This is a genomic window from Streptomyces sp. NPDC097595 (genome assembly GCF_044761525.1).
GTDB classification, from domain to species: domain Bacteria; phylum Actinomycetota; class Actinomycetes; order Streptomycetales; family Streptomycetaceae; genus Streptomyces; species Streptomyces drozdowiczii_A.
On the sequence record NZ_JBIWCN010000011.1, the window covers coordinates 163,582 to 187,818 of the forward strand.

Annotated in this window: 17 protein-coding genes; 3 read left to right on the top strand and 14 right to left on the bottom strand. The window is 71.4% G+C overall.

Annotation, left to right across the window (positions count from 1 at the left end; all coding sequences use genetic code 11):
* Window positions 1–127: 127 nt before the first annotated feature.
* From ACIQZN_RS19235 to ACIQZN_RS19245, 3 genes are all read right to left on the bottom strand, one after another.
* On the bottom strand, window positions 128–2,305 hold the full coding sequence (locus ACIQZN_RS19235; RefSeq protein ID WP_403994912.1) for a discoidin domain-containing protein: 2,178 nt from the start codon (window positions 2,303–2,305) through the stop codon (window positions 128–130).
* Between the two features lie 136 nt (window positions 2,306–2,441).
* Window positions 2,442–2,765: a YkvA family protein gene (locus ACIQZN_RS19240; protein ID WP_403994915.1), complete on the bottom strand. Its 324-nt coding sequence runs from the start codon at window positions 2,763–2,765 to the stop codon at window positions 2,442–2,444.
* Window positions 2,766–2,778: 13 nt separating this feature from the next.
* Window positions 2,779–3,033, bottom strand: coding sequence for a WhiB family transcriptional regulator (locus tag ACIQZN_RS19245; protein WP_403994918.1), 255 nt, complete (start codon window positions 3,031–3,033; stop codon window positions 2,779–2,781).
* A 220-nt stretch (window positions 3,034–3,253) separates the two neighbouring features.
* Here ACIQZN_RS19245 and ACIQZN_RS19250 point away from each other — a divergent pair, with 220 nt between their 5' ends.
* The gene (locus ACIQZN_RS19250) at window positions 3,254–5,311 is read left to right on the top strand and encodes a SpoIIE family protein phosphatase (RefSeq protein WP_403995128.1); all 2,058 of its coding nucleotides are present in this window, start codon (window positions 3,254–3,256) and stop codon (window positions 5,309–5,311) included.
* 13 nt (window positions 5,312–5,324) lie between these two features.
* On the opposite strand, the gene ACIQZN_RS19255 is transcribed toward ACIQZN_RS19250, so the two are convergent.
* Window positions 5,325–5,786, bottom strand: coding sequence for a hypothetical protein (locus ACIQZN_RS19255; protein ID WP_403994921.1), 462 nt, complete (start codon window positions 5,784–5,786; stop codon window positions 5,325–5,327).
* A gap of 158 nt (window positions 5,787–5,944) precedes the next feature.
* Between ACIQZN_RS19255 and ACIQZN_RS19260 the strand changes: the two genes are divergently transcribed.
* On the top strand, window positions 5,945–6,817 hold the full coding sequence (locus tag ACIQZN_RS19260; protein ID WP_403995131.1) for a carbohydrate kinase family protein: 873 nt from the start codon (window positions 5,945–5,947) through the stop codon (window positions 6,815–6,817).
* A 43-nt stretch (window positions 6,818–6,860) separates the two neighbouring features.
* Here the strand turns inward: ACIQZN_RS19260 and ACIQZN_RS19265 are convergent, their stop codons facing one another.
* Together ACIQZN_RS19265 and ACIQZN_RS19270 are read right to left on the bottom strand one after the other, a co-directional pair.
* On the bottom strand, window positions 6,861–9,857 hold the full coding sequence (locus ACIQZN_RS19265) for a carbohydrate binding domain-containing protein (protein ID WP_403994924.1): 2,997 nt from the start codon (window positions 9,855–9,857) through the stop codon (window positions 6,861–6,863).
* 228 nt (window positions 9,858–10,085) lie between these two features.
* Window positions 10,086–10,685 (bottom strand): TetR/AcrR family transcriptional regulator, encoded by a 600-nt coding sequence (locus ACIQZN_RS19270; RefSeq protein WP_403994927.1) that lies wholly within the window; start codon window positions 10,683–10,685, stop codon window positions 10,086–10,088.
* 159 nt (window positions 10,686–10,844) lie between these two features.
* Here ACIQZN_RS19270 and ACIQZN_RS19275 point away from each other — a divergent pair, with 159 nt between their 5' ends.
* Window positions 10,845–13,136 carry a glycoside hydrolase family 3 N-terminal domain-containing protein gene (locus ACIQZN_RS19275; RefSeq protein ID WP_403994930.1) on the top strand — a complete coding sequence of 764 codons (2,292 nt, stop codon included), beginning with the start codon at window positions 10,845–10,847 and terminating at the stop codon, window positions 13,134–13,136.
* Window positions 13,137–13,178: 42 nt separating this feature from the next.
* Here ACIQZN_RS19275 and ACIQZN_RS19280 read toward each other — a convergent pair whose 3' ends face one another.
* The 8 genes from ACIQZN_RS19280 to ACIQZN_RS19315 all read right to left on the bottom strand — a co-directional run bounded on the left by ACIQZN_RS19280 (window position 13,179) and on the right by ACIQZN_RS19315 (window position 24,190).
* Window positions 13,179–14,735: an MFS transporter gene (locus ACIQZN_RS19280; RefSeq protein ID WP_403995134.1), complete on the bottom strand. Its 1,557-nt coding sequence runs from the start codon at window positions 14,733–14,735 to the stop codon at window positions 13,179–13,181.
* Window positions 14,736–14,863: 128 nt separating this feature from the next.
* Window positions 14,864–17,179: an arylsulfatase gene (locus tag ACIQZN_RS19285; protein ID WP_403994933.1), complete on the bottom strand. Its 2,316-nt coding sequence runs from the start codon at window positions 17,177–17,179 to the stop codon at window positions 14,864–14,866.
* 49 nt (window positions 17,180–17,228) lie between these two features.
* A complete protein-coding gene (locus ACIQZN_RS19290) occupies window positions 17,229–19,085 on the bottom strand; it encodes a dipeptide ABC transporter ATP-binding protein (protein WP_403994936.1) in 1,857 nt (618 codons plus the stop codon).
* A complete protein-coding gene (locus tag ACIQZN_RS19295; RefSeq protein ID WP_403994939.1) occupies window positions 19,082–19,969 on the bottom strand; it encodes an ABC transporter permease in 888 nt (295 codons plus the stop codon). Before ACIQZN_RS19295 ends, ACIQZN_RS19290 begins: the two co-directional genes overlap by 4 nt.
* A gap of 5 nt (window positions 19,970–19,974) precedes the next feature.
* Window positions 19,975–20,919 (bottom strand): ABC transporter permease, encoded by a 945-nt coding sequence (locus ACIQZN_RS19300; RefSeq protein ID WP_403994942.1) that lies wholly within the window; start codon window positions 20,917–20,919, stop codon window positions 19,975–19,977.
* Window position 20,920: 1 nt separating this feature from the next.
* Window positions 20,921–22,513 carry an ABC transporter substrate-binding protein gene (locus ACIQZN_RS19305; RefSeq protein WP_403994945.1) on the bottom strand — a complete coding sequence of 531 codons (1,593 nt, stop codon included), beginning with the start codon at window positions 22,511–22,513 and terminating at the stop codon, window positions 20,921–20,923.
* Window positions 22,514–22,812: 299 nt separating this feature from the next.
* The gene (locus ACIQZN_RS19310) at window positions 22,813–22,896 is read right to left on the bottom strand and encodes a putative leader peptide (protein WP_361031313.1); all 84 of its coding nucleotides are present in this window, start codon (window positions 22,894–22,896) and stop codon (window positions 22,813–22,815) included.
* 88 nt (window positions 22,897–22,984) lie between these two features.
* Entirely contained in the window at window positions 22,985–24,190 is a 1,206-nt protein-coding gene (locus ACIQZN_RS19315; protein ID WP_403994948.1) for an ROK family protein, read from the bottom strand.
* Window positions 24,191–24,237: the final 47 nt, after the last annotated feature.

A 24,237-nucleotide genomic window follows, 5' to 3' on the forward strand; every position in this document is an offset into this window, starting at 1 on the left:
CCTTGGTTCTGTTGGTGGTTGACGTTCTTGGTTACACCCTGGGCGGTTCGCGTCCCCCGGGGCGCCCCCCCCCCCGCGCGGGGGCGGGCCCGGGGGGGGCGGCCCCCCGCGGGGCCCCGCCCGGTCGTCAGCTGTAGATGCCGAACTCCCAGAGGGAGTAGCCCCACGCCGTGCCCCGCTGGGTGAGGTTGAGCTTCACATAGCGGGCGGTCTGCGCGAGGTCGAGGTCGTCGGCGTCCCCGTCACCGGTGGTCGTGGTGTACACCGACCGCCAGGAGTTGCCGTCGTCCGAGACCAGCACCTCGTAGGACTTGGCGTACGCCGGGTCCCACACCAGCTGGAGGTGGCGGAACGACTTCCGCTCGCCCAGGTCGACCTGGATGGACTGCGGGTCGCTCCAGTCACTGGCCCACCGGGTGTCGAGGCGTCCGTCGACCGCCATCGCCGCGGTGCAGGGGCAGCCGCTGCTGCCGGCCTGGGCGGAGGAGGCGGTGGCCGGGCGGCCGAGCGCGATGTTGGTGCCGCTGACCGGGGGCACCACGACCTTCACCGACTTGGTCTCGATGCCGGCGTTGCCGTGACCGTCCTCGGCCTGGATGTACACCTTCCACACACCGAGCCGCGCGGGCGCGGTCACCGCGAAGGTGCCGTTGCCGGTGGACCGCCAGGCGGCCTCCACCAGGGCCTTGTCGCCGGTCGCGTAGTTGCCGCTCAGGTAGATCTTGTACGTGACCGGGTCGTTGTCCGGGTCCCGGACGTCGGCCCGGACGGTGAACTCCTTGCCCGCGGGGGCGCCGCCGGCGTTCTGCACCGTCATGTTGCTGATGACGGGCGGGGTGTTGTCACCGGCGGTGGAGCCGCTGTACGCCTTCTTCAGCGCGTAGTAGGAGAGCCGCTTCTTGCCGTCCGGCACCACGTTGAACCAGACGCCGCCGAAGTCGTGCTCGGTGCCGTAGTGGAAGAAGGTGGCGCCCAGCGCGACACCCTGGTGGCCGGTGACGCAGTTCCACGCCTTGGTGTACCCCTCGGCCTTCTGTACGTCGGTGGGCTCGTCCGGAATGCCGTTGGCGTCGTCCGGGACCTCCCACTCACCGGCCGGGCCGCCCTCGGTGATGATGTAGGGCTTGGTGTAGCCGCCGGACTCCCAGGCGGTGCGGACCGAGCAGATGTCTCCGTAGGAGTTCATCGAGTAGAGGTCCAGGTCGGGGGCGTTGCGCTTGTAGTAGGGCCAGGCACCGGTCCAGGCGTCGGTGGACGTCACCGGGTGGTCCGGGTCGATGGTGTGGATCTTCTTCGCGACGTCGTTGACGAAGCTGGTGTAGGCGTTGCGCTGCTTCTCCAGCTCGTCACCGCTGTAGCAGTTCTGGAGGCCGAGCACCGACTCGTTGCCCACGTTCCACATGAGCACACCGGGGTGGCTCTTGTACGTGTCCACCCACTTGGCGAACTCGGTCAGCGACGAGGACTTGTAGGCGTCGTCGGTCAGGTAGTTGACGCAGCCGCCGCTGCCCGGACCGCCGCCGGGCTGCAGCCAGAAACCGCTGACCACGCGGATGCCGTTGGCCGCCGCCGCGTCGAGCAGCGGCTTGGAGGTGCCGTCGGTGCCCCAGGTGCGGATGGTGTTGACGCCCATGGACTTCAGGTCGGGCATGTAGCGTGCCGCGTCGTTGACGGACGGGCCCCAGGTCAGTCCCTTGACCTGGTACGGCTTGCCGTCGACGGTGAGCTGCCAGTTGCCCTGCGAACCGGTGACGCGGACGGCTCCGCCGGTGCCGGGGTCGGGGTTCGTGGAGCCGGTGGTGCCGTACACCTGGAACTCCCACAGGGAGTAGCCGTAGCCGCCGGCGCGGGCGGTGCCGTGCATCCTGACGTAGCGGCCGGACCCGCTGACCGCGAGGTCGTCGGTGCCGCCGTCGCCGTTGGTGACGGTCTTCAGGGTGCGCCAGTCGGAGCCGTTGTCGGAAGCCTGGATCTCGTACGCCTTGCCGAAGGCGGACTCCCAGGTCAGGACGACCCTGCTGAGGTCGGCCTTGGCGCCCAGGTCCACCTGGAGCCACTGGGGGTCGCTCCACTGGCTGGCCCAGCGGGTGCCGGTGAGGTTGCCGTCCACGGCGGCCGAGGCCGCGTATCCGGCGCCCTCGGACGAGGACGCGGTGGCGGTCTTCCCCTGCGACAAAAGGGATTCCGCGGCCCGGGCGCCCGGCGCGGTCAGCATGACCAGCGACGAGGCGACGAGGGCGAGAAGGGTGATCAGCAGCGTGCCCGCGCGGGGTCTCGCGGGCAGGGCTGAACCGGCTCTGTGCACATTCTCTCCTGGCGGAAGAGTGCGGGACGGGGATCCCGCGGTGGGTTGGGAGAGCGCTCTCCCAGGAGAGTGACGTGTACTCGTCCGGCTGTCAACGATCAGGACACGCCGGGTTCACGGAAATGTGCTCAAGGGGTTACGGAACGAGGTTCCGCCCGGTCTCGACGGGGTGGTGCTCGGGGCGGCCGCCCACCCCTGCGGCCCGCGCCGCCGCGTGCAGCGAGCGCAGGGCCAGCAGGAGGAACCCGATGTCATCGAGGTAGACCGGGTCCGGCAGCAGGTCGACCGGCGAGACGGTGTACAGCACCGCCGCCCAGACGAGCGCCTTGTTGCGCAGCGGGACACCGGCGTCCACCAGCAGCTTCCTGGCCTTCAGGACCCGCACCAGGAGGACGCCGGCGACGGCCAGCATGAGCAGCGCGAGGGCCGCGCCGACGATGATCCAAGCCTTGGTGTCCATGCTTCATCCTGCCCTATCCGGAGCGTTGCGTCCGCTGCCGGTTGCGGCGCTTCAGGGCGCGGCGCTCGTTCTCGCCGAGCCCGCCCCACACCCCGGCGTCCTGGTTGTTCTCCAGGGCCCACCGCAGGCATTCCTGCTGTACGGGGCAGTGCCGGCACACCGCCTTGGCCTCCTCGACCTGGACGAGCGCCGGGCCGGTGCTTCCGATGGGGAAGAACAGGTCCGGGTCCTCGTCGCGGCAGGCCGCGTGCATGCGCCAGTTCTCCATGGACTCTCACTCCTGACGGTCGTGTGCGTCGCGTTTGCCTCGGTACGCTGCGGGTGACCGCCATTTCACCCGCGAAACCCCGTCGGCCCCTTCCTTCGCGTCCTCTTCACGTCCCGCGAAGCTGCGGGGGCGGCGGCTGAGGGGCGATCATGGGAGACGGCGGGCCTGCGTCGGGCACGGTGACGGCTGGGAAGGATCGTCCGTGGGCGGCACTGATGACATGCGGATCGGCTGGGGCGAGGCCCGCCGCGCGGGCGCGCGCCGGTCGTCCGAGAGCGGTCTGCTCGACGTCCTCGGGGTCGCCGCGCTCGTCCTGGACACCCAGGGCCGCATCGTCCTGTGGAGCCCGCAGGCCGAGCGGCTCCTGGGGTACTCCGCCGAGGAGGCGCTGGGCGAGTTCGCCGCCCAGGTGCTGGTCGACGAGGAGCACTTCGAGCTGGTGCTGCGCCTGTTCGGCGAGGTGATGAGCAGCGGCGAGGCATGGGCCGGGGTCTTCCCCGTACGGCACAAGGACGGCACCACCCGGCTGCTGGAGTTCCGCAACATGCGGTTGCAGGACGACCGGGGTGGCTTCTACGCGCTGGGTCTTGCGGCCGACGGGGATGTGCTGCGCCGGGTGGAGCGGGATCTCGCGCTGTCGGTGGGCCTGGTCGACCAGTCGCCGATCGGCCTCGCGGTGCTGGACCCGGATCTGCGCTTCATGTCCGCGAACGCGGCGCTGGAACGGATGGACGGCATGTACGCCGCCGAGCACCTGGGGCGGCCGATCGACGAGGCGCTGTCGTTCCTGGGCCCGGAGGGCCTGGCGACGGCCGCGCGGGAGGTCCTGGACAGCGGTGTCCCGCAGGTGTCGCGCCAGGTGGTCGGCCGCTCCCCCGCCGCACCGGACAGCGACCGTGCCTGGTCGGTGTCGCTGTACCGGCTGGAGGACTCCGCGGGGCGGGTGCTGGGCATCGCCGTATCGCTGATCGATGTCACCGACCGGTACCGCGCGGCGGCCGAGGCGGAGCGGGCCCGGCAGCACCTCGCGCTGATCGCGGACGCCTCGGTGCGCATCGGGACCACGCTCGACCTGGAGCAGACGGCCCTGGAGCTGGCCGAGGTCACCGTGCCGCAGCTCGCCGACGTCGCCGCGGTGGACGTGCTGGACAGCGTCCTGAAGGGGCGCCCCGGGCCGGCGGACGGTCCGCTCCTGATCCAGGCCCTCGCCGTGGTCGCGGCCCGGCCGACGCCCGTGGTGGAGGCGGCGGATCCGCCGGGCCGGGCCGCCCGCTACGGCGCCGACCGCCTGGTCACCCGGTGTGTGCGGACGGCCCGGCCGGTGCGGGTGCCGCACCTCGACGCGGTGACGCTGGCGCGGGTGGCCCGGGACGAGCGGTCGGCCGCCCTGCTCGCCGAGGCCGGTGCGCACTCGTATCTGGCGGTGCCGCTGATCGCGCGGGGCGAGGTGCTGGGGGCGATCGACCTGATCCGGACGGACAACCCGCTGCCGTTCACCGAGGAGGACGAGGCGCTGGCCTCCGAGCTGGCGGCCCGGGCCGCGGTCGGCATCGACAACGCCCGCCTCTACCGCCAGCAGCAGGAGACCGCGCTGACCCTTCAGCGCAGCATGCTGCCGCGCAACCATCACGACCCGGTGGGCCTGGACGTGGTGTCCCGGTACCGCCCGGCCGCCTCGCGGTACGAGGTCGGCGGTGACTGGTTCGACGTGATCGGGCTGCGCGACGACGGGACCGCCCTGGTGGTGGGCGATGTGATGGGCAGCGGGATCAACGCGGCCACCACGATGGGCCGGCTGCGCACCGCGACGCAGACCCTGTCCCGGCTCTCCCTGGAGCCCGCCGAGGTGCTGCGGCACCTGGACGAGATCACCGCCGGTCTCGACCCGTGGTTCGCCACCTGTGTCTACGCCGCGTACGACCCGGGCGCCGGGCGGTGCCGGGTGTCCACGGCCGGGCATCTGCCGCCGGTGCTGATCCCGGAGGGTGGTGAGCCGGTGCTCCTGGACCTGCCGGCCGGGGCGCCGCTGGGGGTGGGCGGGGTGCCGTTCAGCGATGTCACGGTGCCGCTGGGCCCGGGCGACCGGCTGGTCCTCTACACGGACGGCCTGGTGGAGACCCGGGACGACGACATCGACAGCCGCCTGGCGACGCTGCTGGGGCTGTTGCGTACTCCGGACGCCTCGCTCGACGCGACGTGCGACCGGCTGCTTCGCGAGCTGCGGGACCCGGACGGCCACGACGACGTGGCGCTGCTGATGGCCCGGGTCCACGCGTGACGGCGGCGCGGGGTCAGTGCGCGCACCTGCGCCGGATGCGGCACTTCGCGGTGGCGCGGGCGCGGTAGCCGCCGGCGCCGAGGAAGCCCAGGCCGATGCCCAGCATCCAGGAGTCCTTGGCGAGCGCGATGCCGTCCTGCGTCGGCCGCAGACTGCCGGGCTCCCGCATGCCGGGGGTCCGCAGATAGAGGCCGAAGAGGCCGCCGGAGAACCCGGTGAGGGCGAGCCCGGCGAGCCGGGTCGGCACGAACGGGACCAGCAGGGTGGTACCGACCGCGATCTCGGACCAGGCGAGCAACCGGGTGAACCGGGCGGGTTCCAGCTTGCCGAGGAACGGATAGGCGTTGCTGGCCATACCGTGCAGCCCCTGGGCGGTCCCCTCGTCGGCCTTGAGCTTGCCGAGGCCGGAGTTGAGGATGAAGGCGCCGGTGGCGAGGCGCGGCGGGATATCGCGCGGTTCGGGCAACAGCATCATGGCGTGAGCCTCCATGGAACAGGTCGTCGGCCCCCGGTCGAGCCTAGCCAGGGGGTGTCCCGGGCGCGCGTCGAGCGGCCGGGCGGGTGGGCGATACTGGGCGCGGCGGGTACGCGAGAGGGGGCTCAGTGGTCCAACAGCCAACGGAATACGACATCGTGGTGGTCGGCGGCAGCGGGGTGGACACGATCGTCCGCGTCGACGCCCTGCCGGTTCCCCTGGCCGACGCGGTGATGGTCGGCCCGATCCAGGAGTGGCCCGGCCAGACCGGTGGCAATGTGGCGCTCGGCGCCCGCGCGCTGGGGCTCGACGTGGCGTTCCTGGACTGCGTCGGCGACGACTGGATCGGTACACAGGTGCGCGAGCGCCTGGCGAAGGGCGATGTGGAGTTCCACGCGGTGATCTCCCCGGCCGGGACCCGGCGCGCGGTGAACCTCGTGGACGCGACGGGCCGGCGGATGTCGTTCTACGACGCCCGGGACCCGGAGGACCTGCGGATGCCGCGGGAGTTCTATCTGCCCCATCTGCGCCGGGCCCGCCATGTGCATCTGTCGATCACGCACTTCGCCCGGTTCCTGTACGACGACATCGAGGCGCTGGGGGTGGCGGTCTCCACGGATCTGCACGACTGGGACGGGCTGAACGCGCACCAGCGGGAGTTCGCGCTCCGGTCCGATCTGGTGTTCTTCAGCGCGGCGACGACCGGGGAGCGCGCGCCCGCGCTGATGCGGGAGATCCTGCGCGAGGGCCGGGCCGGGGCCGTGGTGGCCACAGCGGGGGCGGAGGGGGCGTACCTCCTCACGCGCGACGGCGGCGACGAACCGGTGCACATCCCGGCGGTGGTGCCGCCGGCTCCGGTGGTGGACAGCAACGGGGCGGGCGACGCGTTCGTCACCGGTTTCCTGTACGGCCGGCTCGACGGACGTGAGCCGGCGGAGTGCGCCCGGCTGGGGGCGGTATCGGGTGCCTTCGCGTGTACGGCTCCGGGCTCGACGGCCATGATCGGCCGGGCGGAGCTGCTGGGGGCGTGAGACGGGTGGGTGCCCCGGCTGCCGGGGCACCCACCCGGACGGGTCACTTCAGGTAGGGGCCCGCGGTGCCGATCTTTCCGGGGCCGTTGAGCACGTACACGCGCATGTTGCCCTTGCCCGGGGCGTCGACGGTCAGCTTTCCGTCGCTGACGACCCGGGTGTCACCGGTGACGGCGTCCTTGTAGGTGCCGTTGGGGATGCCGGTGTACGAGGCGCCGCCCGTGACGGTGACCAGGGCGAAGCTGTCGGTCGCACCGCTGGTGTAGCGGCGCTTGTACGCCATCTGGCCCGTGATGCCCTCCGTGGAGTACTGGCCCATCTGGAGGGCCGGCACCGCCCGGCGGATCTGGTTGAGCCGCTGGAGGTGCTTCACCAGGGGCTGGGCCAGGGTGTTCGCGACCTCACCGGACGCGGAGTCGACCTGGGAGAACGCCGAGGAGGTGACGTTGCCCGCGAGGTGGTCGCCGTAGTAGGCCCGGCCGGTGGTGGCCAGGGGGCAGGTGGGGCCGCAGTCGATCTTCTTGCCGGCCTGGAACTCGATCTCCGATCCGTAGTAGAGGGTCGGGATGCCGCGGAACGTCCACATCAGGGACATGTTCTCGGCCCAGGCGTCGGTGCCGCCCGCGTAGCGTTCGCTGCTCTTGTTGGGCCCGTAGTCGTGGCTGTCGACGTAGACGACGTTGTAGGTGGCGTCGTTGGTGGAGTCGTCGGAGTCCTTGCCGTTGTTGAACGCGTTGGTGGCGTCACCGAAGTTCATGTGCATGCGCATGTCGATGATGTTCATGCCGGAGAACTGGCTGTGGTCCGGGGTGTGGTAGCTGTTGCCGTCCAGGAACGCGTTGGTGGAGACCGGCTGGTTTCCGGTGCCGAGCTGCTCCTCGTAGTCGTACATCTCCAGCGCGGCCTTGGCGTCGTCGGCGTCGTACTCCTTGCGTTCCTTCCAGGTGAAGAACTGCGCCGAGTGGTTGACCGAGCCGCGGTTCCACTTGTCGTTGACGAACGCGCCGACCTCGCCGAAGACGAGGAAGTTCTTCGCGGCCTCGGCGCCGAAGCGCTGGGTGACCCGCTCCTGGATCGCGGGCAGGAAGCGGCGGTTCCAGGTGGTGCGCGGGATGTGCACAGCGGTGTCGATACGGAAACCGTCCACGCCCATGTCGATGTACTTGTCGTAGGCGCCGATCAGGTAGTTCTGCACCGGTGCGGACTCGGTGTTGAAGTCGGCCAGGTCCTCGTGCAGCCAGCAGGAGCGGGAGTCCTCGCCCTCCCAGTTGCCGAGCCAGCAGGTGTGGTAGTACTCCTTCGGGAACATCCCCGATGTGGGGTTGGGCCACTGGCAGTTGTAGATGGTGTAGCCCTCGGCGGACTTGGCGCCGGTGGGCTTGCCCCAGTTGAGACAGGTGTTGCCGGCGGGCTCGGCGGTGGACCACATGTCGCCGTTGTAGTAGGACTTGCCGCTCTTGGGCTCGACGGTGAGTCCGTCGTACTCGAAGCCCTCGTTCTTCTCGTCGTAGTACCAGCTCCACTGCGTGTCGCGGACGCCGTAGACGGTCGGCGTGAACAGGCCCTTGGCGCCCCAGCGCGAGGAGTGGTTGTAGACGACGTCCTGGTAGATCTTGATGCCCTTGGCGTGGGCGGCGTTGATGAGGTCCTGGTAGGAGGCTCCGGCGGACTCCAGGCGGGGGTCGACCTTGTAGAAGTCGTATCCGTGGTAGCCGTGGTAGTCGTAGTCGGACCGGTTCAGGACGACCGGGGTGATCCAGATGGCCGAGAAGCCGAGCCCCTTGATGTAGTCGAGTTTGTTGACCAGACCCTTGAAGTCCCCTCGGAACATGGGGTCGTTGTTGGCCGCGTTGCCGGACTTGACGTCCTGGCTGCCGCCCCGGTTGTTGCTCGTGTCACCGTCGTTGAAGCGGGCGGTGAGGACGAAGTAGATCGGGTCCTCGCGGGGGTCGGTGCCGAGTGGTGTGCCCTGGGCCGCCGCCGGAGGCTTGTCGCCGGTGGTCGCCCTCGCGGGCGCGGAGGCGGCGGAGGTGTTGCCCGCCGCGTCGACCGCCTTGACGGTGTAGGTGTAGGCGGTGTGCTCCTCCAGGCCCGATTCGGAGAGCACGGTGGAGGTCACATCGGTGACGACGCCGCCCTTGGTGCCGCCCGTGCGGGTGACCTGATATTTCGTCACCTTGTTGTTGTCCGTGGCGGGTTCCCAGCTGAGGACGACCGCGACGCCGTCGGCCTTCGCCGTCACTCCGCTCGGCACGGTGGGCGCTTCGGTGTCGGCGGGTTCGGCGGCGCACGGGTCCTCGGCGTCCTTGACGACCGCGCGGTCCTTCACGGTGCTGAGGCCGGCCGGGATCGTGTAGTCGCCGCCGTTGTTGTTGTCCCAGACCCCGTTGCCGTTGTTGAACGCGGCCTTCATCGAGGTCGCGGCGCCGAGGTCGACCGTCCTCTTCACCCAGCCGGTGCAGGCGGGCTCCATGCCGACGCCGGGCACGGCCGTCCAGGCGCCGCCGGTGGGCTGGTAGTGGAGGTTGGTGGTCGTCCAGCCTACGGTGGCGGTGGAGTAGTACACCGAGGCGGTGTGCGCCTCGTCGGCCGGGGTGGGGCTCGGATCGGGGTCACCGCTGTCCGCGCACGGGTCGCTGTGGGCGACGACCCCGTCCTTGACGGTGATGCTCCCGCTGCCCAGGTCGTAGTTCTTGCCCCCGTTGTTGTCCCAGACGCCCGAGCCGTTGTTGAAGGTCGCCTGGATGCCCTCGGCACCGGAGAGGGGGACGGTCTTCTTGACCCAGTCGGTGCAGGCGGCCTCCATGGCCACCCCGGGCACGGAGGTCCACGTGCCGCCATCGGGGGCGTAATGCAGGTTGTAGGCGGCCCAGTTCTTGGTCTTGGTGTAGTAGAAGACGGTGGTCGTCGCGTCGGAGGCCGCGACGGGCTGTGCGTCGAGGCCGGTGTCCGGCAGTACGGTGAGCAGCCCGCACACCGCGGCGGCGGCAGCGGCGGCAGCCAGGGCGCGTCTCAGCGGCCGGTGGGCGTTGCGTTTCATGGTGTCTCCAGGGAAGGGCCACGGCGGCGGCGAAGCCGTGGCGTCCGAGGCACGGGAGGTGGGGCCCGTGCCGTCCCGCCGGAGACCCTGACGCGCCTCAAGGTCCGAGCGAGCTTGTAAATCAAGCCGGAATGTTGCTGCAATCTCTTGCAGAACGGAAGTTACCGGCACATGACAAGCCCGTAAAGAGGTGCGGGGCAGCCGTCTCACGACGCCGGTCGCCCGCGCTCAGAACGGCACGGTCAACTGCGCCTGTACATGCGCGTACAGCACTCCGGCCATATCCGTCTCACCGTTGCTGAGCAGCCATTGGGTCTGGAGTCCGTCCATCAGCGCGATGAGCTGCTGAGCCGCCTCGCGCGGGTCGATGTCCTCGCGCAGCACGCCCTTCTCGCGCGCCTCGGTGTACGAGACGGCCGTGGACCGGACCGAGCAGCGGTACCGCTCCACGAAGTAGGCGTGGGCCGGGTGGTCCGCCGAGGTGGCCTCGGCGGACAGGACGCAGAACAGCTCGACTATGCCGCGCCGCTCCGCGTTGAGCGCCGCGAGGCCGACCAGCCGGCGCAGCCGGTCGACGCCGGTGGGGCGGCCCGCTTCCAGCCACTGGTCGTCCACCGCGTCGCGGTGTTCCAGGACGGCGAGCAGCAGGGATTCCTTGGTCGGGAAGTGGTGCAGCAGTCCGGGATGTGAGATGCCGCAGCGGGTGGCGATCACCCGCAGCGAGGCGCCCCGGTACCCGGCCTCGCCGAACATGGCCATGGCCTGGTCGAGGATCTGCCCGCGTTTGGCCCGGCCCTTCGCGTATCCGCGCCGCTCGTCGCCGGTCACTCTCCACGCTCCCCGGTCGTCTCGGCAGGCACCGCTGCGTATGTTTGCATCCTACTTACTTACCACTAGGTCGGTATTCGGCGTACGGTGGTGCCCGGAGCGCACAGCCTCCGCGTATCGAACGATGAGAACGTCGCCGACGTCGTGAAAGGAAATCCCGTGGGCTCCTCCCTGCCCTATCTCGACCCCCGCCTGTCCATTCCGGAGCGTGTCTCCGACCTGCTGGGCCGGATGACGCTGCCCGAGAAGGTCGGCCAGATGCTCCAGCTGAACGGCAAGGACGGGGTGCGGCAGCATATCGAGGACATGCACGCGGGCTCGATCCTGCACGCCTCGCCCGAACGCGTCCTGGAGGCCGCCGAGCTGACCCGGCGCACCCGGCTGGGCATCCCGCTCCTGGTGGCCGAGGACTGCATCCACGGGCACTCGTTCTGGGAGGGCGCCACCATCTTCCCGACGCAGCTGGCGATGGCGGCGAGCTGGGACCCGGACCTGCTGGAGCGCGTGGCGCGGGCGACCGCCGTCGAGGTGGCCGCGACCGGCGTGCACTGGACGTTCTCGCCGGTGCTGTGCATCACCCGGGACCTGCGCTGGGGCCGGGTCAGCGAGACGTTCGGCGAGGACCCGTTCCTCATCGGCGAGCTGGCCTCGGCGATGGTGCGCGGCTACCAGGGCGAGGGGCTGGACGACCCGACGGCGATCCTGGCGTGCGCCAAGCACTTCGCGGGCTACTCCGAGACCCAGGGCGGCCGGGACGCGAGCGAGGCCGACATCTCGCGCCGCAAGCTGCGTTCCTGGTTCCTGCCGCCGTTCGAGCGGGTCGCCAAGGAGGGCTGCCGTACGTTCATGCTGGGCTACCAGTCGATGGACGGCGTCCCCGTCACCGTCAACAACTGGCTGCTCAACGAGGTGCTGCGCGGCGAGTGGGGCTACACCGGCACGCTGGTGACCGACTGGGACAACGTCGGGCGCATGGTGTGGGAGCAGAAGGTGTACGCCGACCACACCCAGGCGGCCGCCGCCGCGGTCCGGGCCGGCAACGACATGGTGATGACCACGCCCGACTTCTTCGAGGGCGCGCAGCAGGCCGTTGCGACCGGGCGGCTCGCCGAGTCGGACATCGACGCGGCGGTCGCGCGCATCCTCACGCTCAAGTTCGAGCTGGGCCTCTTCGAGAACCCGCGCCACCCCGACCGGGCCCAGCAGCAGGCGGTCATCGGGAGCGCCGGGCACACCGAGCTGAACCTTGAGGCGGGCCGCCGTTCGCTGGTCCTGCTGGCCAACGACGGCACCCTGCCCCTGGACGGCGGCTTCGAGGCCGGGGCGGACGGCCGGGCGGTCGCGGAGGCCGGCGCGGCGCCGCGTACGGTCGCCGTGATCGGTCCCAACGCCGATGACGCGCAGACCCAGCTCGGGGACTGGGCGGGCTCATCCGGTCAGGCGGACTGGCTGCCGGACGGCCATCCGCGCGCCATGATCCGTACCGTCCTCGACGGCTTCCGGGAGCATGTGCCCGCCGGCTGGACGGTCACCCACGCGCGCGGCGCCGACATCCTGACGGTGGGCCCGGACCCGGAGGGCGCGTTCTTCCCGGACGGCCAGCCGCGCCCCGAGATCGTCGTCCCCTGCGAGCCGTCCGAGGAGCTGATCGCGGAGGCGGTCGCCGCCGCCGAGGCCGCCGACCATGTCGTCGCCGTGGTGGGCGACCGCGTCGAGCTGATCGGTGAGGGGTGCTCGACCGCGACCCTGGAGCTGATCGGCGGCCAGATCGCGCTGCTGGACGCGCTCGCCGCGACCGGCAAGCCGTTCACCGTGGTGGTCATCGCCTCCAAGCCGCTGGTGCTGCCGCCGTCCGCGTACCGCGCGGCGGCGATCGTCTACGCCTTCAACCCGGGTATGCAGGGCGGCCGTGCGGTGGCCGAGCTGGTCCTCGGCCTCGTGGAGCCGTCCGGCCGGCTGCCCGTGTCCTTCGCTCGCCACGCCGGGCAGCAGCCCACGTACTACAACCAGCTGCGCGGCCAGCACGGTTCGCGGTACGCGGACCTGACGCAGCGGCCGGCGTTCGCCTTCGGCGAGGGCCTGAGCTACACGACCGTCGCCTACTCGGACCTGGAGGTCCTGACCGACGTCCTGGGCGCGGGCGACACGCTGCGGGCACGCGTCACCGTGAGCAACACCGGCGGACGCCTCGCGCTGGAGACCGTACAGGCGTACGTGAGTGACCTGGTGACGTCCGTGACGTGGGCGGAGAAGGAGCTGAAGACCTACCGGCAGGTCCAGCTGGCCCCGGGCGAGTCGCGCGAGGTGACGATCGAGCTGCCGGTGGCCGCGTGCGCCCTGGTGGACGCCGAGGGCCGGCGGGTCGTGGAGCAGGGGGCCTTCGAGCTGCTGGTCGGCCCGTCGTCGCGCGACGACGACCTGCTGCGGGCGGGCTTCACCGTCAAGGGCTGACCCGTCGCGGGAGCGGTCGGGCGGGAGCGGTCGGCTGGGTGCTCAGGCGCCCGGTCCGCCGCTTCCGCTGCCGCTTCCGCGCAGCCGTTCCAGGTCCGAGGGGCGGACCTGGATGACGAACAGCGCGATCAGGGCGGCGGCGACGGCGAAGGCCGCTGCGGCCAGGAACGAGGTGGAGACGCCCGATGCCAGGACCTGGTCGCCCCAGGGGCTGGGGAGCTGCCCCGTCTTACGGAACTGGGCGAGCTGCGCCGGTGTCGCCTCGGCCATGAACTTGGGCACCTGGTCGGTCGCCTCGTTGCGGCTGGCCGTACCGAAGACGGTGACCAGGATGGACAGGCCCAGCGATCCGCCCACCTGCTGCGTGGTGTTGAGGATTCCGGAGGCCGCGCCCGACTCGTGGGGCGCGACGCCGGAGAGGGCCATCAGCGTCAGCGAGACGAACTGCAGGCCCATGCCGAGTCCGAACACCAGCACCGGGCCCAGCAGACTGCCCAGGTACGAGCTGTGGACATCGGTCTGCGTGAGCCAGCCGAGCCCGATCGCCGCGAGAACCGCACCCGTCACCATGAAGGGCTTGGGTCCGAACTTCGGCAGCAGCTTCGAGGTGAATCCGGCGCCGATCGCGATGATGACGCTGACCGGCAGGAAGGCGAGCCCCGTGCGCAGCGGGCTGAAGCCGAGGATGTTCTGCACGAACAGGGTCAGGAAGAAGAACATCCCGAACATCGCCGCCGCGAGGCTCAGCATGATCCCGTAGGTGCCGGCGCGGTTGCGGTCGCGGAACATCCACAGCGGGGTGATCGGCTGCCGGGACCGGCTCTCGTTGACGATGAACAGGCCGAGCAGCACGACCGCCGCGGCGAACGCGAGCAGGGTGAGGGTGTCGCTCCAGCCCTCCTCGGAGGCGCGGATGAACCCGTAGACGAGGCTCACCATGCCCAGCGTCGCCGTGAGGGCGCCGAGGATGTCGAAGTGGCCGGGGTGGCGTTCGGACTCCTGGATGTAGCGGCGGGTCGCCAGCACGATCAGTGCGCCGATGGGCACGTTGACGAAGAAGATCCACCGCCAGTCCAGCCACTCGACCAGCACGCCTCCCGCGAGCAGTCCGATGGCGCTGCCGCCCGCCGATACGGCCGCGAACACCCCGAACGCCCTGTTGCGTGCGGGGCCTTCGTGGAACGTCGTCGTGATCAGGGCGAGCGCGGTCGGCGACGCGATCGCGCCGCCGACGCCCTGGAGGGAGCGGGCGGCGAGCAGCTGCCAGGATTCCTGGGCGAGTCCGCCGAGCAGGGAGGCGATGACGAAGAGGGCGACGCCAGCCATGAAGACCCGGCGCCGCCCCAGGATGTCGCCGATCCGCCCGCCGAGCAGCAGCAGGCCGCCGAAGGTGAGGGTGTAGGCGTTGATCACCCACGAAAGGTTCTCGGTGGAGAAACCGAGGGATGTCTGGATGTGTGGCAGAGCGATGTTCACGATGGTGATGTCGAGGACCACCATCAGTTGGCACGAGCAGATGACCAGCAGGGCTATGGTGCCGCCGCGGTCCCTCCGGGGGGTTGCGGTGGCCTGCGCGGGTGTCGCGTGGGAGCCGGTCATGGGTTCGGTGCCGCTGGTGTGCGGGGAGTGAACGTGGTCGTTCACTCCCCCGACGTTAGACCTGGGTGAGGGTCGTCGCCAATCGATCTCTGGGGGCTGGGTGGGAGAGATCGGCTGGAAGTGGCGGACTATTCGAACGCCGCTGCTGCCTCCTTGAGCGCCTGCGCCACCGCCTCCGGGGAGTCCGGGCCCGGGTCTCCCGGGGTGTACGTCACCGCGCGCAGGCGGCCTTCGTACGGGAAGGAGCGGTGGCGTTCGTAGAGGGGCCAGGAGATGGGGGATTTGCGGTCCACGCCGATGCTGATGCCCTGGAAGGGGGCCATGCCGATGAGCTGGTGGACGCTGGGCGGGGTGGCCCGGGTTTCGCCGTCGGCCTCGATGCGGAAGCTCCAGCGCAGGCCGCGCTCGGCGGTGGCCACGACACGGACGGTGTGCTCACCCGGTGCGAGCGGGCCCGCGTCCGTCTCGTGGAGGACGCCGTATTCGTTGTACGCGAAGTGCAGGTGGCCGTTCTCCACGTACAGGCTGTAGCCGCCGCCCTGGTCGCCGTGCGAGACGAGGACGCCCTCGCCCGTCTCCTCGATCGCGACGGTGATCTCGAAGGAGCGCAGCGAGACCAGCCGGGAGGAGCGGTAGCGCTCCAGTTCGGGGGTGCCGGGCAGCAGGGTCAGGGGGCGCGTCAGGCGCTGTTCGGCGGGGTTTCGGCGGGCCAGGGCGCCGCTGCCGTCGGGGAGCGGGAAGACGCCGTTGCGCCAGGCGGCCTTCTCCCAGGCCGCCGAGAGTTCCTTGACGAGGCCGGGGTGTTCGGCGGCCAGGTCGTGGATCTCGGTCGGGTCGGTCCTGATGTCGTAGAGGGCCCACTCGGAGTCGTCGTAGGGGGTGCCGGGGCGGTGCAGGGTGACGAGTTTGCGGCCGTCGCGGTAGTAGCTGCGGTTGCCGGTCATCTCGCAGTACTGCTCGGGGTGGGTGGAGAGGTGTTCCGGGTCGGCGAGTACGGGGGCGAAGGTGACGCCGTCCGGTTCCTGGAGCGGGACCCCGCGTCGGCGCTCCGGCCGTTCCAGGCCGGCGAGTTCGAGGAGGGTCGGGGCGATGTCGGTGACGTACTGGTACTGCGGGCGTGTGCCCGGGGTGAGGCGGCCCTCGCGGGCGCCCCTCGTCCAGGACAGGACGAAGGGGACCCGCACCCCGCCCGCGTACGTGTGCCCCTTGTAGAGCCGGAACGGGGTGTTGGAGGCCATGCCCCAGCCCCGCGGGTAGTGCACCAGGCTGCGCGGGCCGCCGATCAGCTCGGGGTCGCGGTCGACGTCGGGGGTCCAGTCCTCGGGCAGGGCGGGGTGGTGGACGAAGCGGCTGAAGTAGGAGCGGGTGCCCTCGGCGCCGCCCTCGCCGGTGCCTCCGTTGTCGGAGGTGAAGACGATGATGGTGTTGTCGAGCTCACCGAGGGCTTCGAGGGTGGCGGTGAGCCGGCCGAGGTTCTGGTCGATGTTGTCGACCAGCGCCGCGTACACCTCCATGTAGCGCGCGTACAGGCGCTGTTGCTCCTCGGTGAGGCTGTCCCACGCGGGCACGTCCTGCCCGGCCTCGCTGTTGCGTGCGGGGAGTTCGGTGCCGGGCGGGAAGAGGCCGTCGGCGATCTGCGCGGCGAAGCGGCGTTCGCGCAGCGCGTCCCAGCCCTCGTCGTAGCGGCCCCGGTGGCGGGCGATGTCCTCCTCCTTGGCCTGGAGCGGGCCGTGGACGGCGTTGTGCGCCAGGTAGAGGAAGAAGGGTTTGTCCGGGTCGTGGGCGCGCAGCGACTTCACCATGGAGATGGCCTGGTCGGTGATGTCGTCCGTGTAGTAGTAGTCGTCCGGGAACTCGTCGATGTCCAGCGGGCTGTTGTCGCGCACGAGTTGGTGCGGGTGGAAGAGGCTGGTGAGCCCTTCCAGGACGCCGTAGTACTGGTCGAAGCCCTTGCGCAGCGGCCAGTTGTCGCGGTCGTCGGCGGCGTTGGAGGCGGAGTCACGGACGAGGTGCCATTTGCCGACGGCGTAGGTGGCGTAGCCGGAGTCGTGGAGGAGTTCGGCGAGGGTGGGGATGTCGTCGGCGATCTCCATGCCGTAACCGGGGAAGCCCGGGTCGGAGTTGGCGACCATGGCGTAGCCGACGCGGTGTGGGTTGAGGCCGGTGAGCAGGGCGGCGCGCGCCGGGGAGCACAGCGGCATGGTGTGGTAGTTGCTGAGCCGTACGCCGTCCTCGGCGAGGGTGTCGAGGACGGGGGTGGGGATCTCGGAGCCGAACGGGCCGATGTCGCTGTAGCCCATGTCGTCCACGAGCACGACGACGATGTTCGGGGCCTTCTCCCCCGGTGTCCGGGGCGCCGGCCAGGCCGGTTCGGAGGCGGCGAAGGTGCGGCCGATGCGGCCGGGGAAGCCGTCGTAGGGGTCGCGGCGGGTGCTGGTGGTCATCGGCGGGTGGCTCCGTCACGGGTCGGGGTGGGCGGCGGGCTGGGGTGGGTCATGCGAGGGCTCCCGTCTTCTCGGCGTGCTCGGTCCGGGCCGCCGGGGGTACGGGCTCGGGCGCGGCGGCGAGCAGGGCGCGGGTGTACGGGTCGCGGGGGTACTCGCACACCTCGTCGGCGGTGCCGGTCTCCACGATCCGGCCCCGGTGCATGACGGCGATGCGGTGGCTGATCTGCCGGACGACCGCGAGGTCGTGGGCGATGAAGACGAGGGAGAGGCCCAGGTCGCGCTGGAGGTCCGTGAGGAGGCCGGTGATCTGGGCCTGGACGGACACGTCGAGCGCGGAGACGGGTTCGTCGCAGATGAGGACGGACGGCGCGGGGGCGAGCGCGCGGGCGATGCCGATGCGCTGGCGCTGGCCGCCCGAGAAGGAGCGCGGGTGGCGTCCGGCCACGGCCGGGTCCAGGCCCGCCAGTTCGAGGAGCTCCGCCACCCGTTCCCGGCGCGCGTCGCGGTCCCCGATGCCGAACGCGACGAGGGGTTCGGCGACGATCTCGCCCACCGTCATGCGCGGGTTGAGCGAGGCGTAGGGGTCCTGGAACACCATCTGGACCTGGCGGCGCACCGCGTGCAGGGCCCGGCGCGAGGGCCGGGTGATGTCGTCGCCGCGCAGCCGCAGGGTGCCGCCGTCGGCGGTGTGGGCGTGGGCGAGGACCCGGGCCAGGGTGGACTTGCCGGAGCCGGACTCGCCGACGATGCCCAGCGTCTCGCCCTCCCTGAGCGTGAGCGACACCCCGTCGAGCGCGGGCTCCCCGCGTCGCCGGGCGCCGCGTCCCCCGTACGTCTTGGTGAGGCCGTCCGCCTCCAGGACGACCGCGCCGGGCTCGGAGCGGTCGATGCGGGCGGGCGGGGCCGGGGCGGGCAGGGGTTCGGTCCGTCCGGCGGCGGGGAGGCAGGCCACCCGTACGCCTTCGGCCACCCGTGTGAGCGGCGGGGTCTGCGTGCGGCAGCGGTCCTCGACGAGGGTGCAGCGGTCGGCGAAGCCGCAGCCGTCCCCGAGGAGGGTGAGGTCGGGCGGGCTGCCGGGGATGCCGGTGAGCCGGGTCCCGGCCGGGGTGGCGAGGCGCGGCACGGCGGCCAGGAGTCCGGCGGTGTACGGGTGGCGGGGGCGGGTGAGGACTTCGGCGGTGGGCCCGTCCTCAACCACGGTGCCGCCGTACATGACGAGGACCCGTTCGCAGGCGCGGGCGACGACGCCCATGTTGTGGGTGATGAGGACGAGGGCGGTGCCGGTCTCGCGGTTGAGGTCGCCGAGCAGGGTGAGGATCTGGTCCTGGACGGTGGCGTCGAGTGCGGTGGTCGGCTCGTCGGCGAGGAGGACGTCGGGTTCGCCGGCGAGGGCCATGGCGATGAGGATGCGCTGGCGCTGGCCGCCGGAGAACTGGTGCGGGTGGTCGTCGGCGCGCCGGTGCGGGTCGGGGATGCCGACCCGGTCCAGGAGTTCGACGGTACGGGCGCGGCGGGCGGCCTTGTCGTGGTTGCCGTGGGCGCGGAGGGCCTCGTCGATGTGGCGGCCGGCCGTGAGGACGGGGTTGAGGGCGGTCATCGGGTCCTGGAAGACCATGCCGATGCGGGCGCCGCGCACCGCGCGCAGTTCGGCCTCGTCGGCGGCGGCCAGGTCGCGGCCGTCCAGGCGGACCGTGCCGGTGGTGATGCGGCCGGTGCCGGGCAGCATGCGGTTGAGGGCGAGCGCGGTGGTCGACTTGCCGGACCCGGACTCGCCGACGACGGCCAGGGTCTCGCCCCGGCGCAGGGTGAAGGAGACCCCGCGCACGGCGCGCAGCGGTGAACCGTCGGGGGCGGTGAACTCGACGCCGAGGTCTCGGACTTCCAGCAGCTCGGGGGCGGTCATCGGCGTATCTCCCGGTTGAGCGCCTCGGCGATGAGCGAGAGTCCGAGGACGAGCGCGGTCACGGTGATCAGGGGCCCCGCGGCGAAGTGCGGGGACTGGGCGAGATAGGGCATGGACTGGCCGAGCACGGCGCCGAGGGTGGGTTCGGGCGGCCGGACGCCGACGCCGAGGAAGCTCATCGCGCCCTCGATGAAGACGGCGACGGTCAGCGAGACGGCGATCTGCACGACGAGCGGGTCGGCCGCGTTGGGCAGGATGTGCCGGACCAGCACCCGGCTGCTTGAACCGCCGCCGACCCGGGCGGCCGTGACGTACTCGCGTTCCCGCTGGACGAGGACACCGCTGCGCAGCAGTCGGCCGAAGACGGGGACCTCGGCGAGGGCGATGACGAGCACGACGGGTACGCGTCCGGGGCCGAGGATCGCGGTGACGGCGAGCGCCAGGATCAGCCCGGGGAACGCGAGGAGCAGGTCGAAGACGCGCTGGACGACGGTGTCGGCGACCGGGTGTGCGGCGGCGGCCAGGGCGAGCAGGCAGCCGAGGGCGGCACCGGCGGGCACGGCGATCGTGATGATGGTGAGGTCGGTGCGGATGCCGTACAGCACCCGGCTGAGCAGGTCGCGCCCGAGGTCGTCGGTGCCCAGGAGGTGTCCGGCTGTCCCGGGTCCGGCGAGGCTCTGGCCGCTCTGGTCGGTGGGCCCGTGTCCGGCGAGCAGTGGTGCAAGGAGTCCGGCGAGGACCACCACGCCGACGAGGACGAGGCCGGTGCGGGCGCGGGCGGTGGACAGGGCGGTGCGGTAGGGGTGGCGGGGGCGGGCCGTGGCGCGCGGCTTGCGGGCGGCCGGGGGCGGCGCGGCGGCGAGGAGGTCGGTCGTCTGGGTCATCAGGGTTACTCCCACCTGATCCGGGGGTCGAGCCAGGCGTACACGAGGTCGGTGAGCAGCTGGACGAGGACGAAGACGGCGACCAGGAGCAGCAGCAGGTCCTGGACGACCGGGTAGTCGCGGCGCTGCAGGCCCTGTTCGGCGAGTTGTCCGAGGCCGGGCCAGGCGAAGATCGCCTCGACCAGGACGGCCCCGCCGAGTAGGTTCCCGACCTGCATGCCGAGCAGGGTGACGACGGGCGGCAGGGCGTTGGGCAGGGTGTGGCGCCACAGCAGGCGGCGCGGGGCGATGCCGGCGGCGGTGGCGGTGCGGATGTAGTCCTCGGCGAGGCCGCGTTCGATGCCGTCCTTGAGGTAGCGGCCGAGCACCGCGGCGCTCGGGAGCGCCAGGCAGAGCGCCGGCAGTACGAGGTACTGGGCGGCGAGGTCCGGGGCGGTCAGGAAGGCGACCCGGCCGCCGGGCGGCAGTACGGGGAGCGCCACGGCGAAGACCAGGACGAGCAGCACGCCGCTGACGAAGGGCGGCACGGCCAGGGCTGCGGTGGTGATCACGCGCACGGCGGCGCTCAGCCACCGGTTGCGCGAGGTGGCCCCGATGACGCCGAAGGCCGTACCGAGCACGATCACGAACAGGAGGGCGGCGACGGTGAGTTCGGTGGTGGCGCCGAGCCCGTCGCCGATGAGGTCGGCGGTCTGTCCGCCGATCGCGTACGAGGGTCCGAGGTCGCCCTTGAGGAGCGAGCCGATCCAGTGGGCGTACTGGGAGAGCAGGGGCGCGTCGAGGCCGAGCCGTTCGCGGATCGCGGCGACGGTCGCCGTGTCCGCGTCGGGTCCGGCGAGCGCGGTGGCGGGGTCGCCGGGCACCAGCCTGAGGATGGTGAAGATGACGAAGGAGGCGGCGACCAGGACGAGGAGGGCGGACGGCAGCCGCCGGAGCAGGTAGCTGCGCATGTCACACCAGGTAGGCGTTGTCGAGGTTGAGGTAGGAGAACTTGTTGAGCGTGACGCCGTGCAGCCGGGCGGCGGAGACCTGGAGCTGTCCGCGCACGACGAGGTCGATGAGGAACGCCTCGTCCAGCAGGATGGAGGAGATCTTCTGGTGCAGGGCGTTGGCGGCGGCCGTGTCGGTCTCGGGCTCGGTCCATGCCTCCCGCACGACCTTGGTGTAGGTGGCCGAGCGGTACTTGGAAGTGTTCTTGGCCTCGTTGAAGGGGTACGCGCTGACGGCGAGGGTGGAGGGCTGCACCTGGGCGAATCCGTGGCCGAGGGACCACAGGGCGGGCATGCCCTGCGAGATCAGCTTCTTCTGCGCGGTGGCCCCGTCGGTGGGCTGGAGGGTGGCATGGACGCCGACCTGCTTGAGGTCGTACTGGATGGACTCGGCGATGGCCGTCTCGCCGGGCAGCGCGATGTGCAGCATGGGCAGGTCGAGCCTGGTGTGCCCGGCGGACTTCAGGAGTTCCCGGGCCTTCGCGGGGTCGTGGGTGTAGTGGGTGCGGTTGGCCTCGCTGTACGCGGGTGAGGACTTGGGCCAGGGTGCGGCGGAGGCGAGGCCGTATCCGCCGAGGGTCTGGGCGACGAGCCGGTCCCGGTCGACAGCCCAGGCGAGGGCTTGGCGGACGGTGCGGTCGTTCAGCGGGGCGACCGTGGTGTTGACGCCCAGGTAGATGGCGCCGGCGCCGGTGTCGTAGTCGCTGATGGTGAGCCCGTTGTCGGTCTTGACGACGCCGAGGCTCTTGCCGGGCACGTCGAAGGAGAGCTGCGACTGGCCGGAGCGCAGGGACGAGATCAGCGCGTCGGCCTGGGCTATGACCCGCAGTTCGACGCCGTCGAGGTAGGGGCGGCCGGGCTGCCAGTACGTGTCGTTGCGGGTGAGGCTCAGACCGGCGCCGGGGCTCCACTTCTTCAGCTTGAACGGGCCGGTCCCGATGAACTTCTTTCCGGCGACGGCCTCCTCGACGCTCTCCGAGTCCGTGATGATCATGAACTCGAACAGGTCGAAGAGGTTGTTGACCGGGTGCGCCAGCTTGAGCACCAGCTCGTGGTCGCCGCGCTTCTCGAATCCGGTGATCGTGGCGGCCGTGCTGCGCAACTGGGCCGCGCGCACCGGGTTCTGAAGGTTCTTCACCGCGAAGATGACGTCGTCGGCGGTGAACTTGCGGCCGTTGTGGAAGGTGACGTCGTCGCGCAGCCGGAGCGTGATGCTGCGTCCGTCCTTGGCGTACGTCCAGGAGCTGGCGAGTTCGGGTTTCGGGTGGAGGCGGTCGTCGTAACGGGTGAGGGTGTTGTAGATCAGGCGTTGCTGAAGGGACTGGCCGCTCTGCGCGAACAGCAGGGCGGGGGTGAAGTCGGCGTTCACGGCGATGTTCAGCACGCCTCCGCGCCGTGGTGCGGCGCTCGCGCCCTGCGGGGCGGACGAGGTCTCCGACACGGCCGAGCGGCAGCCCGCGAGGCCCAGTCCGAGGAGCAGGGCGCCGCCGCCCGCGGCGCGCAGCGTGGAGCGCCGGGACGGTCCGGAGGGCGTGAGGGGGTACAGCTCGGTCATCGATGCCTGCCTGTGACGGGGGGAAAAGGGAAGGGAGGAGCGCGCGGCGGAGCACGTACGCGCATTCGTTCCGCTGCGGGAGGAATGGAGCGACGGGGATGCGCTGCGCGAAAGGCGCACCGGACCGGGGCCGCTGCGGCGGCCGTACGGGATCGGCGCGGGTAGGCGTGAGGAGCTCCCGCGACGCACGGGAGCGAGGAGGCCGGAAGGGAGAAGCGATTCCCGGGTCTCAGCGGGTGGTTGTCACCCGTGAGAAGTCAGCGGGGCGGGGGCCATTCGGCCACTCGCCGCGGTCCGGGTCAGCGGCGGACGGCACAGACCGCGCTGGCCTGTCGACAGAGGTCGACGTGCCTGCGGGAGACGAGGCGCTTGTCCGGGTTCACGGGAGCAATATGACAGCGGCCTCGCCGGACGGTCAACCTGCGTTGTCCGCATCCTGGTACGAAGCGCTTACGGCCCTCCAGGGGCAGGTCACCGCACCGCGGCCGCCAGAGGGCTTCTGAACAGGGGGTTCAGGACGACGGCACCGGCCGCGACCGGGAGGACGGCCGTCCCGGCATGCGGACTGACGATGCGTTCGGGGTCCCGGCAGACGTGCGAGTGGTCGACCGCGGCGCCCCTGATCTCCTCCAGGTACTCCGGATTGGTCAGGCTGGCGTGCTCGGTGACGACCACGAGGTCGGGGTTGAGGACGTCGAGCAGCAGGGCCGTCGCCCGGCCCACCGCGCGGGCCCGCTCGCGCAGCAGCCGGTCGGCGCGCCGGTCTCCGGCCGCCGCCGCGTCCACCACCAGAAAGGCGTCGGCCCAGGGCACGATGCCGCGTCGCACGGCGGTCCTGGCCATCGCGGTGTTCGAGGCGGTCGCCTCCAGGCATCCCGAACGCCCGCAGGGGCAGACCACCGTGGAGTCCGGCACCGGCAGGTGAGCCACGTCCCCCGCACCGGATCCGGGCCCCTGGTGCACCAGGCCGGTGATACCGAGGGCCGCGTCGACCACGTTGCCGATGAACAGGTGGACCAGGCTGCGCCGCGCCTCGGGCCGGCCGAAGAGGATCTCGGACTGGGCGACGGCCCGGGCGTGGTTGTCGACGCGCACCTCCAAACCGCTCAGGCCACAAGCGAGTTCGGCGGCGAGCGGGCGGCCGGCCCAGCCGAGCGAGGCGTGCCGCACCGCCGTGCCCGAGCCCGGGTCGACCCAGCCGCCGAGGGCCGCGCCGACCCCCAGCAGCGGCCGGTCGCGGCGGACGTCGTCCAGGAAGGCGCGCAGCCCGCGCACGATCCTCGGCGGCAGGTCCCCGGCCGGGATGCCGTCGTGCGGGAAGGTGCGCCGGTCGAGCAGCCGGCCGCGCAGGTCGAGCAGACCGAAGGTGGACGCGGGCACCCCGATGTGGACCCCGGCGACCAGGGGACCGTCGCTCTCGCCGGTGTGCAGGTCGACCGGGATCTGGGGCCGGCCCACCCCGTTGCCACCGCTCAGCTCGGGCAACTCCCTTACCAGGCCCAGCCGTACGAGGTCGGTGCACTGGCGTGAGACGGCGGCCTGGCTCAGCCCGGAGCGTTCGGCGATCGTCCGGCGGGCGACGGGGCCGTGGTCCAGGACGGTGCGCAGCACGGTGGCGGCGTTGGTCTCGCGCCTTCCGTCACCGGTCGCGCGGAAGAGGCGGGGGGCGGCGGTCATGGGGGCCTTCCTTCGGTCCTGCGCCCGGTGGGCGCTCGCAACGTTAC

Coding starts and splice junctions, on each gene's coding strand:
- ACIQZN_RS19245 (WP_403994918.1), bottom strand. CDS start 3,033: ATGGAGAACTGGCGCATGCACGCGGCCTGCCGCGACGAGGACCCGGAC.
- ACIQZN_RS19240 (WP_403994915.1), bottom strand. CDS start 2,765: ATGGACACCAAGGCTTGGATCATCGTCGGCGCGGCCCTCGCGCTGCTC.
- ACIQZN_RS19250 (WP_403995128.1), top strand. CDS start 3,254: ATGCGGATCGGCTGGGGCGAGGCCCGCCGCGCGGGCGCGCGCCGGTCG.
- ACIQZN_RS19280 (WP_403995134.1), bottom strand. CDS start 14,735: ATGACCGGCTCCCACGCGACACCCGCGCAGGCCACCGCAACCCCCCGG.
- ACIQZN_RS19265 (WP_403994924.1), bottom strand. CDS start 9,857: ATGAAACGCAACGCCCACCGGCCGCTGAGACGCGCCCTGGCTGCCGCC.
- ACIQZN_RS19290 (WP_403994936.1), bottom strand. CDS start 19,085: ATGACCGCCCCCGAGCTGCTGGAAGTCCGAGACCTCGGCGTCGAGTTC.
- ACIQZN_RS19295 (WP_403994939.1), bottom strand. CDS start 19,969: ATGACCCAGACGACCGACCTCCTCGCCGCCGCGCCGCCCCCGGCCGCC.
- ACIQZN_RS19315 (WP_403994948.1), bottom strand. CDS start 24,190: ATGACCGCCGCCCCCCGCCTCTTCCGCGCGACCGGTGACGGAAGGCGC.
- ACIQZN_RS19300 (WP_403994942.1), bottom strand. CDS start 20,919: ATGCGCAGCTACCTGCTCCGGCGGCTGCCGTCCGCCCTCCTCGTCCTG.
- ACIQZN_RS19305 (WP_403994945.1), bottom strand. CDS start 22,513: ATGACCGAGCTGTACCCCCTCACGCCCTCCGGACCGTCCCGGCGCTCC.
- ACIQZN_RS19255 (WP_403994921.1), bottom strand. CDS start 5,786: ATGATGCTGTTGCCCGAACCGCGCGATATCCCGCCGCGCCTCGCCACC.
- ACIQZN_RS19285 (WP_403994933.1), bottom strand. CDS start 17,179: ATGACCACCAGCACCCGCCGCGACCCCTACGACGGCTTCCCCGGCCGC.